At 69.1% G+C, this 13,310-nt stretch carries 10 protein-coding genes; 9 read left to right on the top strand and 1 reads right to left on the bottom strand.

Annotation, left to right across the window (positions count from 1 at the left end):
• The first annotated feature begins 37 nt into the window (after positions 1 to 37).
• The 3 genes from ID574_RS56645 (at position 38) to ID574_RS56635 (ending at position 2,025) form a co-directional block, all read left to right on the top strand.
• A complete protein-coding gene (locus ID574_RS56645) occupies positions 38 to 535 on the top strand; it encodes an NUDIX domain-containing protein (RefSeq protein ID WP_188197381.1) in 498 nt (165 codons plus the stop codon).
• Between the two features lie 31 nt (positions 536 to 566).
• Positions 567 to 1,217: a Type 1 glutamine amidotransferase-like domain-containing protein gene (locus tag ID574_RS56640; protein WP_188197380.1), complete on the top strand. Its 651-nt coding sequence runs from the start codon at positions 567 to 569 to the stop codon at positions 1,215 to 1,217.
• A 427-nt stretch (positions 1,218 to 1,644) separates the two neighbouring features.
• Positions 1,645 to 2,025 carry a hypothetical protein gene (locus ID574_RS56635; RefSeq protein ID WP_188197379.1) on the top strand — a complete coding sequence of 127 codons (381 nt, stop codon included), beginning with the start codon at positions 1,645 to 1,647 and terminating at the stop codon, positions 2,023 to 2,025.
• 1,530 nt (positions 2,026 to 3,555) lie between these two features.
• On the opposite strand, the gene ID574_RS56630 is transcribed toward ID574_RS56635, so the two are convergent.
• A complete protein-coding gene (locus tag ID574_RS56630; RefSeq protein ID WP_188197378.1) occupies positions 3,556 to 4,242 on the bottom strand; it encodes a winged helix-turn-helix transcriptional regulator in 687 nt (228 codons plus the stop codon).
• Between the two features lie 106 nt (positions 4,243 to 4,348).
• On the opposite strand from ID574_RS56630, the gene ID574_RS56625 reads away from it, so the two are divergent.
• The 6 genes from ID574_RS56625 to ID574_RS56600 all read left to right on the top strand — a co-directional run bounded on the left by ID574_RS56625 (position 4,349) and on the right by ID574_RS56600 (position 13,267).
• Positions 4,349 to 4,804 (top strand): DUF6632 domain-containing protein, encoded by a 456-nt coding sequence (locus tag ID574_RS56625; protein WP_188197377.1) that lies wholly within the window; start codon positions 4,349 to 4,351, stop codon positions 4,802 to 4,804.
• Between the two features lie 277 nt (positions 4,805 to 5,081).
• The gene (locus tag ID574_RS56620) at positions 5,082 to 8,735 is read left to right on the top strand and encodes an nSTAND1 domain-containing NTPase (RefSeq protein WP_188197376.1); all 3,654 of its coding nucleotides are present in this window, start codon (positions 5,082 to 5,084) and stop codon (positions 8,733 to 8,735) included.
• 1,020 nt (positions 8,736 to 9,755) lie between these two features.
• A complete protein-coding gene (locus ID574_RS56615) occupies positions 9,756 to 10,313 on the top strand; it encodes a hypothetical protein (protein ID WP_188197375.1) in 558 nt (185 codons plus the stop codon).
• Positions 10,313 to 10,708, top strand: a complete 396-nt coding sequence (locus tag ID574_RS56610) for a hypothetical protein (RefSeq protein WP_188197374.1) — start codon at positions 10,313 to 10,315, stop codon at positions 10,706 to 10,708. Before ID574_RS56615 ends, ID574_RS56610 begins: the two co-directional genes overlap by 1 nt.
• Before the next feature lie 1,188 nt (positions 10,709 to 11,896).
• Complete coding sequence (locus tag ID574_RS56605) at positions 11,897 to 12,763, top strand: recombinase family protein (protein WP_188197397.1); 867 nt, start codon at positions 11,897 to 11,899, stop codon at positions 12,761 to 12,763.
• Between the two features lie 69 nt (positions 12,764 to 12,832).
• Positions 12,833 to 13,267 carry a hypothetical protein gene (locus ID574_RS56600; RefSeq protein WP_188197373.1) on the top strand — a complete coding sequence of 145 codons (435 nt, stop codon included), beginning with the start codon at positions 12,833 to 12,835 and terminating at the stop codon, positions 13,265 to 13,267.
• The last annotated feature ends 43 nt before the right edge of the window (positions 13,268 to 13,310 follow it).

Genomic DNA, 13,310 nt, shown 5'->3' with positions numbered 1-13,310 from the left:
GGAACCGGGAGGAAGGCCGTCCTTCGCCCCGGGTGGTATGGAGGAGGATCCGCTGGTGGATGCGCCTGTGAAGTACGACATGACGGCGACGAACCTGGTGTTCCGCCGCAGCGAGGACACCGGTGATTGGGTCGCCGGTGTGGCCTATCACGTCCGTCTCGGTGGGTTCCTCCCGGCGGGTGGGCACTGGGAGAACGGGGAAACGCTGGTTGAGACGGCGCTGCGGGAAACCGTGGAAGAACTCGGCTGCCGCACGTTGATCATCCCTGGGCTGTCGTCGATGCCTGCTCCAGCTGGCTACCCGCACGCCGTCTGCCCTGCCCCCTGGTGGATCATCGACTGCAGGGCCTCCGCCGACGGCCACACTCCCGAGCCCCACCGACACCTGGACCACACCTTCGTTTCGATCTTCGAACGGGAGGTTCAGGCTCCGGAGACGGCAGTGGACTGGTTGACCAGGCAGCAGGTCAAGGACCGGGCCGACCTATCCCATGACAGCCGCCTCCAGCTAACCGTCAGCGAGGTGGTCGACTGACCGACTAGCCAGCGGGATCTAGGGTTCACAGATGCGCATGTATCTGTCCTCCTGGCGCATCGGCGACCACCCCGAGCAACTGCTAGCCCTGCTGGGCACTCCCAGCACGGACGAGGTCGCCATAATCGCTAACGCCATCGATGCCCAGCCCGAACCCGAGCGCCGAGCCGCGATCGAACGCGAGATCAACTCGCTCACCGCGCTCGGCCTGCGGCCGGTTGAACTCGATCTGCGTGCCTTCTTCGACCAGCCTCCGAACCAGGTCAAGGCCGCTCTCCGTCGGTTCCCACTGGTCTGGGTGCGGGGAGGCAACGTGTTCGTCCTGCGTCACGCCCTGGCTCGCAGCGGCGCCGATAAAGCCTTGATCGAACTGTTGCGGCAAGACGCCATCACGTATGCCGGCTACAGCGCTGGTGCCTGTGTCCTTGCCCCCGACCTGCGCGGCCTGGAACGGTGCGACGATCCACGCGCGGTGCAGGCTGCCTACGGCGCCCCGGCCGACTTCAACGGCTTGGCCCTTCTCGACTACGCCGTGGTGCCGCACATCGACTCGCCCGGCCACCCCGAAACCGAAATTCTGGGCACCGTCGCCGACCACTACCGCAAGCAGGGCATCGCCCACAGCACCCTTCGCGACGGCCAAGCCATCGTGATCAACGGCCCGGACACCCGCATCCACTGACCGGCACCTTGCCCACGAACGACGACACCTCACCGATGAACACCCCGTCGCGCGCCCCCGCGGCGGGGTGTTGCCGTCGCAGATCGTTGGCATCTTCGACGCCCGCTTCGTCGGCATTTTCAGCGCCGGGCAACATCCTGGGACGCAAAAGGGGGGACAGCGCCACACCATCATCCATCGGCAGGGTGGAGCCGAAGGGGCATCGCCACCGCCGTTGCAAGGCTTCGGCGCGACGCTGTGAGTGCACTCCCGCCCTTGGCAACATGATCGACGCGTCCGCCTGTCGGCGGCAATGGCGGGGCCGTTTGCGCGCGGGTGGCGCGGTCGGCGCGCATCAGCGCTCGATACCGAGGTCGGGTTCTCGGGCAGGCGCGGGGCGGACGCGATCTCGCAGATCACGCTGGAGGGGCGGGACCAGCGTGCGCCCTTGGCGGCGGTCGTCCACGACCTGACGCTCGCTGCGGCGCTCACGCTCGGCGTGCTCGGCGCGGGCGGCCTGTTCGATGTCGCGCCGGTCCGGTGGCAGGTCGGCACGCCTGGCCACCTCTTCCCTGACGGCGGCGAGCTCCTGCTGCAGGACGGCGTGGGAGGCGCGAGCCTCGTTGGCGCGCAGGGCGGCGTCGGTGACGTCACGACTTCGAGCGGCGCGCTGGACGGCGTCGAAGTCGCGCTCCAGTCGGCGTGGCGCCGCCGCACCAGGGGCCAGGCCACCTGCGGCGGGGCCTGCTCGGCCGCCTGGCGGGCGAGCTGCCCCAGCTCCCTGCCGTGCTCGAGGACCTCATCCAGGCGTTCCTGGTGGCGGGCCTGAAGGTCGCGGACTTCGGGCAGTTCGGTTTCCAGGTCGCGGCGACGGGCCCGGTTCCAGGGTCGCAGGGTGTCGAGCTCGCCGCTGATGACCAGTTCGCGCTGGCGCAGGGCCTCCAGCTGCTGGCGGGTCTCGGTGATGGATTGACGGATCTGCCGTACCCGGTCGGCGGCCTGGGCTGCCGCCTCGACCAGCCGCACCTGCTCGGCCAGCTGCCGGCGTTGGCCGGGCCGAGCGCTCCAGGGAGGATTTCCCGGCCAGCCCCTCGCCGCCGCTTGTCCACCGGCAGCCAGAACCGGGGGCGAGCGTGCGTGAGCGCCAGGACCCCATCAGGCGACAGCCGGACCCGGCGAGCGGGACGGCACCAGCCGGTACGCCCGCTGCGCGGGGGTCTGGGGGCGGCGGAGCCCCCAGCCACCCCGTGCCAGATGCCAGCCGGTCACCCCGTGACCACCTGGCACTGCCTCTCCTTCCGGCCGGCGCGAGCCCCGCGCACAGGGTCGGCCGAAGGCCGATCCCGCGTGACGCGAGCACAGCGAGCGCCCTGTGCGCGGAATAGCCAGACGGCCACCCACGGTGGACGGACACGGCCGTACGGACGGGTCGCCGGTCGCCTCCCGGCCATGGGGAAGATGCGGCGTCGCCGCGGGGATCGCGCGGGGCGGGGGGTGCGAACTCCGGCCTAGGCGGGGCGGCGCGAGCCCGGCTCGAAGGCGGAGCGCCAGCGGAGTCTTCGGGCCGACGCGAGCGTCGCCCCGTGTCCAGGATCGGCCTTCGGCCGATCCGAAGGACGCGAGCGCAGCGAGCGCCCTGTGCGCGGAATATGTACGGCCTGCAGCCCAGCGGGCGGGATGCGGCTCGCGTCCGCTCAACCCCGCTCGGTCTGCGGCGGGTTCAGCGGGCCGCAGGCACGCAGTGCGGCGCCCGGCCCAACGGGTTCCCAAAGGATCTTCTCCTCTTTGCTCGGATGGGAAAGGCTCGCCGCGGCGACCGGCCACGCACGGATTCGGGTCCCGGGTTCCACAAATCCGACCGCGGCTGAGGAAGATCACGAAAGGCAGGTCGTCCCGTGGGCGCAGTCTGCGGCGTGCGCCTGGGCGCACACTCGCGGCCGCCTTCGTCAAGCCGGTTCCGCGGCCATCGCGCCGCCCGGGCGGCCTCGCGGTCGGCGGGCTGGAGCTGGTGGAGCTCCTGATGAAGGAGGCGTGCGACCAGAATCAGCGCACGACGTGCGGCGGCCAGGACGTTGCCGGTATGGGCGGCCGCGCGGTCGCTGACTTGCTGCTCGCTTCAGGGCTTGACCCCTCTTGTCCGGCAGGTCTTGAGCCCGGGCGGGAATGGACAGATGAGGGCACGGTCGGCAGTCGGCTGATCTTGCTCGGATCGCGAGACGGGGAGGTCCCGCCTTCACCGGGGGCTGCAGGGGGCCGCTCGGGAGCCCAGGCCCCCGGAGCGGGTGTGCCTTCTGGCGGCACTGAGTGCTAGGCATACGAGCGGCTCGAGTACACATTCCCAGTCGCATGCCCACGCCTCTCACCCTTGACGTGCTGAAATTCCGGTGATCGGTTCTGGGGGTGGGAAGAGGCGTAGAAAGCGCTCCGTGGTGGCCCGTGGTCCAGTCAGCGTGATATCGCCTCTGGCGAGGGCGTCGTCGAGGGTTCGGGCGCGGCCGAGCAGGGCGGTCAGGGCCTGTGGGCTGGTCTCGATGAGCAGGTCCGCCTGTGCCGGGTTGGAATCGAGGCGGGTCAGGTGGAGGCGGTCGCGGTTGATCCGGAGCAGGAAATGGTGCTCGTCGAGCTGCAGGCTGACGGTGAGGTCGAGCGCTTGGTCGGCAGGAGGCGTGAACAGGGCCTTCAGTGACAGGGCGGCGGAGTCGGCGCTGAGTGGGAGGTCGTGTGGCAGCGCGGGGGAGCGGCTGCTCCAGCGGGCGAGGTCGGTGATGATGGGCTCCAGCTCAGCGCCCCAATCGGTGAGTTCGTAGATCCGGGAGCCGGCGGGCGGGGAGAGCTTGCGGCGCTGCAGGATGCCGGCCTCTCCGAGCTCGCGCAGGCGCTGGGTCAAGATGTCCGCGCTGATCCCTGGCAGTCCGGCGCGCAGGTCGGTGAAACGTTTGGGCCCGAGGATCAGCTCCCGCACCACTAGGAGCGCCCAGCGCTCTCCCACGAGTTCGAGAGCGTGCGCGATTGCGCATCCGTCGCCGTAGCTTCGCTTGCCGACCATGTTCCTATCCTACCGGCGATAGTCCGTCATCCCATCTTGCTAGTTGTATTTTCCAACTAGAGAGTTGTAGTGTCCGACCATGCAATGGCTACGAGAGGGGCCAAACATGGACGACCGCAACCAAGACAACAGGCCGCGCGCCCTCGCCGTGTTCCTGCGCGTGTACGGCGTGCTGTCACTTGCGATCTTCGCGCCGCTCTTCTTCGGATTCATGGTGCAGACCCCCTTGCTGGCGGAGGCTGGCGGCCCGCTGAACTGGACGATCTGGAACGACATCAGCTCCGGCCACGAGCACGCCCACGTGCCGCCCATGCTGTTCACGATCTACATCGTGTGGGGCGTCTTCCTCCTGGCGGCGGCTCGGGACCCGCTCGCCCACAGGTCGTTCCTGTCCTTCACGATGTGGGCCAACCTGGCCCACGGCCTGCTCATGATCGCGCAGGCGGCCACGAGCCTGGACCGCTACTGGAGCAAGTTCCTGACCGATATCCCGTTCATCCTGATCCTGGCCCTCGGCATCTTCTTCCTCAGGCCCTCCGAGAGAGTGGCGGCCGAGCGATGACCTCGGGAGATCACCCGGTTGATCATCTGTCATTGGGTGATCTCGCCTTGGCCGACGCGAGCGTCGCCTCGTGTCCAGGCTGCCTGCACGACACGCGGTGGCTCTGAGCCGGTCAGCCGCCACATGCGGAGCGTGCCGTTGCCTTCTAGTGCTGGTTACATGCTGCCCGTCAGGGCTGAACGCCACTGCGGTCACCGGATCTGGCTTCGCTGGCACTCGGCTCGCTACGTTGTCCGGTCCTGCCGGGACGACAACACGTTGACGAGAGTGGGAGGCTATGGGACGGCCGGAGCGCAAGCTGGACCCGGACAATGATCCACTTCATCGATTCGCTCATGAGCTGCGGCGGCTGCGGGAGGACGCGGGCAGGCCCAGCTACCGAGAACTGTCCAAGCGCGCCGGCTTCTCCGTGACGGCTTTGTCTGAGGCTGCGGGCGGCACGGTCATGCCCAGCCTGGCGGTCACGCTCGCGTATGTGCAGGCGTGCGGTGGCGACCAGGACACGTGGCGCGAGCGCTGGGAATCCCTGGCGAGGGAGCTGACGCCAGCCGAGTCCGAGGAGGTGGCACGGCCGTACCTGGGCCTGATGACCTTCCGTAGCCAGGACGCGCCGCTGTTCTTCGGCCGGGATCGGCTGGTGGGGCAGATGCTCGAACGGCTTGCGCATGCACGGCTGCTGGCCCTTTTCGGCCCATCGGGGGCGGGCAAGTCGTCGCTGCTGTATGCCGGGCTGCTCGCCGCGCTGTCCGCGGACAGGATCGAGAGCGGCCGGGAGTGGCCGGTGGTCTTGTTCACTCCCGGGGAGCGGCCGTTACGCAAGCTGGCCACTTACCTCGCCGATGCGCGGGCGGCTGCGGCGTACGAGGCGCTCTGCGAGGACCCCGGCGCCGTCGCCACGTTCATCGCTGAAGTCCTGGACGGCGCGCCGCCCTCGGCCAGGCTGTTGATCGTGGTGGACCAGTTCGAGGAGGTCTTCACCCACTGCACCGGGGCTGGCGAGCGCGATCGATTCATCGCCGCCATCTTGGCCGCTGCCCGGGAGCGCCGGGCCCGGGTCGTGCTGGGGGTGCGCGCCGACTTCTACGCGCGCTGCGCCGAGCATCCCGGCCTGGCTGCGGCGCTGCAGGACAACCAGCTTCTGATCGGCCCGATGGAGGAGGACGATCTGCGTGAGGTGGTGTGCCTGCCCGCCGAGCGGATGGACCTCAAGGTCGAGCCCGAGCTGGTGGAGCTGGTGCTGGAAGAGGCGAAGGGGCGGGCTGGGGCGCTGTCGCTGGTCTCGCACGCGCTGCTGGAGACCTGGCGCCGCCGTCGCGGCGCGACGCTCACGGTGGCGGGCTACCGCGCGGCCGGCCGCCTGCGGGGCGCGGTCGCGCAGACCGCCGAGCGCGTCTACACCGCCTTCACCCCGGAGGAACGCGAGATCGCCAGGCGGATCTTCCTGCGGCTGACTCTCCCCGGTGATGGCACTGAGGACGCCCGGCGCCGCGCGCCGCGCGCCGAGCTGGCCGGCGGGGCGGAAGCGGAGGTCCTCGACACGCTGATCAAAAGCCGTCTGGTCACGGCCGATGAGGAGGGCGTCACCCTCGTCCACGAAGCCCTGATTCAGGCATGGCCGCGGCTATCCGCTTGGCTGGAGGAGGACCGCGAGCTGTCGCATGCGCATCGGCGGCTGAGCGAGGCCGCCGCTGAGTGGGAGCAGCACGGCAGGGACGAGGCGTTCTTGTACCGTGGCGGCCTGCTGGCGAGTTGGGATGCCCGGCCCGCCGACCGGCTCAACGATCTGGAACGCGCCTTCCTCGACGCCGGCCGCCATTATGAGGCACGCGACAGGGCCGCCAGACGCCGCCGCGTCCGGCTGGCCCTGACCGGGCTGGTGGCAGCCGTCGTCGCGGTCAGCGCACTGGCTGCCGTCGCCATCGTGCAAGGCAACCTGGCGAGACAGCAGCGCGACATCGCGCTCTCCCGCCAGCTGGCCGCCGAGGCGCACAACGCGCTGCAGCTGTATCCCGAGCGCGGGCTGCGCCTGGCCAGACGCGCATACGCACAGTGGCCCACCACCGAGGCGGAGACCGCACTACGGCAGGGCATCATCGACCACCACCAGCTCGGGATGGTGTCCGGGTTGGGCCGCGCGCTGGGTGTGGCCTTCAGCCCACGGGGCGACCGGGTGGCGGTCACCACCGCCGACGGGCTGGTGCGTATCTGGCGGTGGGCGGGCGACCGCGTGTCCGGATCGCCGATGGCGGTGCTGCGCGGCCACGACGGCGAGGCGTGGAACCCGGCCTTCAGCCACGACGGCCGGCGCCTGGTCACCGCGGGACTCGACAAAACCGTCCGGGTGTGGGACCTCGACGGCGGCACGCCGGCCGTGGTCTTGAAGGGACATCAAGGGCCGGTCTGGGCCACGGTCTTCAGCCCGGACGGACGACACGTCGCAAGTGCCAGCGATGACGGCACCGTGCGCGTCTGGGACTCGCGCGGCATCCGGCCGCCAACGGTGCTGCGCGGGCACAAGGGCCTGGTCTCGGCCGCGGCGTTCAGCCCCGACGGACGCCATCTCGCCAGTGGCGGCGTGGACCGCGAAGTGCGCATTTGGTACCTCACGGGCGGCAGCGACCCCGTCGTGCTGCGGGGACACGAGGACCAGATCAAACGCCTGGCGTTCAGCCCGGATGGCCGGCTGCTGGCCAGCGCCTCCATCGACGAGACGGCCCGGGTGTGGCCCATGAAAGGGGACGGCGACCCCATCGTGCTGCGCGAGCATGAAGGCTCGGTGGAAGGGCTGGCCTTTAGCGCCGATGGCCGCAAACTCGTCACGGTAAGCAACGACGCCGCGATCCGCGTCTTCAATCCGGCAGGCGGGGGCGACCCTCTGGTCCTGCGCGGGCACGAGCAAGTCGTGTGGAGTGCGGCCTTCAGTACCGACGGGCGCCGGCTCGTCAGCGCGGGCGAGGACGGCACGGTCCGTACCTGGAACGCCGCAGGGCCAGGGGGCGATCCGGTTATCCTGCGCGGCCACGGCAGCGAGGTGTGGAGCGCCCGCATGTTCGCCGACGGGCGCAAGGTCGTCAGTGGCGGGAACGACGGCACCGTTCGGATATGGGACTCCACTGGACGGGATGCCCCCACCGTGCTGCGCGGCCACGACAGCTACGTGCTCGGAGTGGCGGGCGCCCCAGACGGACAGACCGTGGCCAGCGCCGGCTCCGACGGCACGGTACGGATCTGGGACGCCACCGGCAGCGTCCCGCCCCGGGTCTTGCGTGGACACGAGGGCACGGTGACCGCCGTGGCGTTAAGCCCCGACGGGCGGCACGTGGCCAGCGCAGGCAGCGACGGCACGCTGCGCATATGGCCGCTGACCGGCTCCGCGCCGCCGCGAGTCGTACAGGCAAGCCAGGAAATCGTCAGGTATGTCGCCTACAGCCCGGACGGCCGGCGTGTGGCCACGGCCGGCGTGGACGGCCTCGTGCGCATCTGGGACGCCGCCACCCTGGCCGGCCCCGTGGTGCTGCGCGGGCACCACGGCATGGTCTGGGCTGCGGTCTTCAGCCCGGACGGGCGGCGGGTGGCCAGCTCGGGCAGCGACGGCACCGTACACGTCTGGGACGTCACCGGACAGGGCGCCCCTCAGGTGCTGCGTGGCCATCAAGGCTCGGCCTGGCATGTGGCATACAGCCCCGACGGCCGCTGGGTGGGCGCCGTCGGGCACGACGACACCCTGCGCCTGTGGCAACTCGATACGACCAGCACTCCGCTGACGGTCACCGGCTTCGCCGCAACGGCGGAGAACGTCGACCTCGGCCACGGCGGCCAGGTGGTGACCGGCCACGGCGACGGCACCGTGCGGGTCTGGCGTTGCGAGGCCTGCGCCCCGATCGGCGACGTACTTGCCGAAGCCGACAAGCGACTGGCACCGGTGGGCTGATCTTCGTACGCACAGACGGACCGTGCACGGCGTTCCCGTCATCGCCACGCCGCCATGGCACGCCGGGCGAGGGTTCACACGTGAGCCACGGTCCCACTCCTCGTCGGCGCCCAGATCTCGCTCATCAGGAGGCGGAACTGGACTCCTTGGCCAGCTTGGCGGGGCCACCTCGGGCTCGGAGAACCCGTCCGCGCGGCGGGCATCACTGCGCGCCGGTTTGTCCAGCAGGAGAAACGCTTGCTGGACAACTCTTCCATGATTAACAAGGGGTGGGTGGGCGCCCACAACACAATTACGAATCGACAGAAAGGAATTCATGCGCATCACATGCAAACGAGCGGCCCTGGGCATCGGCATCATGCCCCATTGGTCGCGTCTAGCGGACCTTCCAACTCGCGTACGGGTGGCCGGACCGGCTCGACACCATCAAGAGCAGGAGTAGCCGGTGCCTGTGAACAGGACCGTCCTCCTTGCGGGCATCGCTGCGGCGATCGGCCTGCAGACAATGCTCTCGGCGGGCCCCGCCGCCGCGTCGAGCGGGAAGGTGAGCCTCTACCGCAACGCCGACTTCACTGCGCCCGCAGTCGCCCGCAGCTACACCACCTGTACAGGAACCGCCACACTCACCAGCCCCGTTGGCTCCTTCGACAACCGACCTCTGCCGGGCTGCAGCGTCATCCTTCAGACGCGAACGGGAGCGGTCTTCACGCTGTGCATAGGGCGCGGAATCGTACCCCCGGCCTACCGGGAGGCCACCCGAGCGCTCATCAAACCGGGCACGGCGCCACCGTGCATGATCACCACAGCGGCGTCCACCTAGGAACACCCTTACGACGCCCAACCAAGGTTGCACATTCTCAGGGGCGCCATCTGCGCCTGCCTGGCCACAGCTACCTATCCGAAACACATGGACGACCAGACCGATTTTCCGGCTCCTGGGCCACTCGAAGTGAGGCCGGACGCTAATCCGTGCCTGTCGTAGGCCCGCTGGAAGTCGGAAAGTGAAAGAGTGGGGATTCGATGAGAAGACGTCTCGGCATCCTGGCAGTGGCGATGTTTGTCATGCCCGCGGGCATCCTGGGGCTGGCCGGTCCAGCCTCGGCAGCAAAGGGCCCAACCAGAGCCAGTGGCTGTGTCAAGACCGGCAACAACCCGTACAGCACCTACGGGACGGCCGACAACACCACCAATCGGGTATCGGTCACCAACAAGAGGGCGGTTATCAGCGCGGAAGGGATCGGCCGCACCTACGACTGCGGTCCCGCCGGGCGGCCTCAGGCCGTACCGGACCTTACGGTGGAGATCACGTACACCGTGGACGGTTCCGCGGTCAACTGCTCGATCGGCGGGGACCTCCAGGGGAACGCCAGTTTCAGTTGCGCCAGGGACCGCAGCCGGATAACCGCTACGGACACCTACACCTGCAAGAACACGTCCACTTGCAAGCTCGGCTACAGCAGTGCGACCTTCACCGCTGCTTCCAATGGCAGAATCACCAATGTCCAGACCGTAGTGAAGGTGACGCTGTCCGGTAGCGGCGGCTCGCAGAGCGCAGCGTCCGATGTGGACATCGTGTGATGGCCGCCCGCCTCGCCGCTGCCACCGCGGCACTCGTCGCGGCCATGGTGGCCACCGTAGCGGCCCCGCCAACCGCACATGCGGCAGCCCCCTGCAGGATCGAGATCGGCGACACGACCACCGAGTATGACACGGTCAAGGGGCACGGGAGCATCAGCTCCAACGGTTGCTCGGCCTACACCGTCACAGTCAAGATCTGGCGCAGCACCTGGTACGGCTGGAAGGCCGTCAAGTCGGCCACCGTGCCCGGCCCCGGTGTGGACAAGTACGTCTTCTACTCGTGCGCGGGAACCGGCAGGCACGACTACAAGACGGTCATCACTGCGGACCCGGGCTACGCGGAGGGCGTGATCTCCAAGACCTCCAACATTCTCCGCGGAGTCTACTGCGGCTGAGTCGCCCGTCCGGTCCCGCCCGCAGTCATGGCGGGACCGCTGATGCGGTACGGGTTCGTCGCCTGCGAATCCGTACAATCCCGCGGGAGACCTGGTGCCTGGCCGATATGGCCGGAGGAGCAAGCACCCACACGCCCTTACGAAGAGCTGAAGAACGCGGCGCCAGGCTGGGGGCGCATCCCGGCCGATCATTATCGTCAACGGCAGACCACGAACCTCCACGACAAGGAGACCCATGTCATCCAAGCGGAGCGTCCGCACCATAGCCACAGCGATCGCCGGATTGTGCGTCGCACTCGCCCCAGGTCTCGCCCAACCCGCCTGGGCCGAACCCACAGGATGCCGATCAAATTTCGGATGGCAGGACACCAGCACATGGTCGAACTGCACCGGTGGCACCGGCCAACACCGAGCCGTCGCCACCTGCGCCAACGACCAGAACCGCCGCACCGTCTATGGCCCCTGGAAGCCCACCGGACCTCACAACTCCGTCACTCAATCAACCGCTCACTGCCCAACCCTGTACCCATGGGCGGTCGCCCACCGCTACCAAACCAGATAGACGCCCCCGCGAACCCCACCTCAGGCACGGGAGCAAACGCATGCGGGCATAGACAGCGGGCGCTCGCTCACCCCCGGGCCGGCAGGACCGGGGGTGAGCCAGCTGCTGCGCGCGGCCCCGGACATGCGAAAGCGGCCGCCCCGCTGGCCTGCGGGACGGGCGCCTGTTGAGCTATGCGGTAGTTGTTCTCCAGCATTCCGCCGCCGCTTCTCCGCCTCATGCCACACCTTGTGCGCGTGCGCGCCGAGCAGAGTCGCTTCAAGACCGCACGTGACCTCCATGACCAGCCCGATCAGGTCCGGATCGGCGCCGCCCTGGAGCAGCCCGACCGGTCAGGACTGATGGCGACCGCCGAATGGGCGATCCACGCCTACATAGACAAGAAGGAAGACCCTCCCCCACCCAAGATCCCCTCATTGCCCATACGAAGGGCTGGCCGACCTCCATAGGCCAGCCCTTCGCTCTTGAAGCACAGGAAACCGAGGCGAACGGAGCTCGGAATAGCGGACCTCCGTCCGGTTGCCGCGCGACTTCCAAGGACGACTCTTCGTCATGGAGGACGACGCTTCGCGATTCTCATAAATGATCAGTTGTGACAGTTCTGAGAACGCGCCAAATCGTGCCCGATTCGTCCGGGTTCTGGTTCGCAATGCGAGGCACCGGCCGGCAGCGCCTGCCGCACCCGCGGTGGCAAGACCGCGACCAAGTACCACACCGCGCGTTTCATCCTCGTCCCCTCCCTCCGGGAGGAGCTCGAGGTGCCGGTGCCCGACGACCGCGGGCCCGGGCGGCCCTGGCGGCAAGGACCGCCGATCGAGGCACTCCCCGAAACCAGCCTCGCCGCCAAGCCGATCCGCATCGGCTACGCCCGCTGCTCGACCGCGCAGCAGGAACTGCAGAGCCAGCTGGACGCCCTGGAGGCCGCGCAGTGCAAGCGGATCTTCTCCGAGAAGATCAGCACCCGCGTCAAGGTGCGGCCCGAGCTGGAAAAGGCCCTCAAACTCGCGCACGACATCAAGCAGGCCGCCCCCGACCAGCCGGTCATCCTCACCGTGCATGAGCTCAAGCGCCTGGCCCGCGACTCGGCCGAGCTGATGACCCTCTCGGCCACCCTGCAGGCCGGCGACATCCAGCTCGAACTCCTCACCGGCCCGCTCACCGGCATCTACGACCCCAGCGGCATGGGCTCCATGCTGTTCGCCGTCCTCGCCGTGGCCGCCCAGCTCGACCGCAACTACATCCGGGAGAAGACGCTCGAGGGCCAGATGGCCGCCGCGGCCAAGGGCAACCACGGCGGGCGGCCGAAGGTCATCGACGCCGACATGCTGCTGTTCGCCCGCGCGCTGAAGGACAACGGCACTCCGGTGCCGGAGATCGCCAAGAAGCTGACCATCAAGACCGGCAAGAACGCCGGCAAGCACCCCTCGGTGGCCTCGCTGTACCGGGCGCTGGCCGAGGCCGAACATGCCGATCGCGCAGGCGGTGCAGGGTGATCTCCGGTCGGCCCGCAAAGTGCGAGCCTTGCTTTCCCACCTCCCCCGATTCAGAACAGGAGTGCGCCCATGTCCGTATCTCAGGTGCGTCTGCAGGCCGAGCAGGACGGCCGCCGCTACGAGCTGACCCTGGCGGCCGTCGACGGCGACCGGGTGCAGGTGGACCTCGTCGCCGGCGACGCCGACGGGCAGCTGCTGGCCGAGTGGCGCAGCCAGCAGCCGCTGCCCAGCGGCGACCTGGCCGCGATCGCCGAGCTTCTCACCTCCGGCGCGGCCGCGCTGAGGCGGTCAGGTCCGACGATGGCGGAGCGGCGGCGCGTGCACGGCAACTCCCACCAGCCCTGGACGGCCGAGGAAGACCAGCGGCTCAAGGACCTCGCCGCCGCCCCCGGCGCGAGTATCCCGGCGCTGATGCGCGAGTTCGGTCGCAGCCGCGGCGCGATCCGGGCCCGGCTGGAGCGCCTGGGCGTCACCCAGCTCGGGATCTCCCCGGCGAGCAGCTGAACCGGCGTACCCGCATCGTGCGGTCCTTCCCGGCTGCCAGGAC

The organism is Nonomuraea sp. SYSU D8015, assembly GCF_008065375.1.
Classification (GTDB): Bacteria; Actinomycetota; Actinomycetes; order Streptosporangiales; family Streptosporangiaceae; genus Nonomuraea.
Note: the sequence above shows the minus strand (reverse complement) of the source record. Positions and strands in the feature narration are given on the sequence as shown.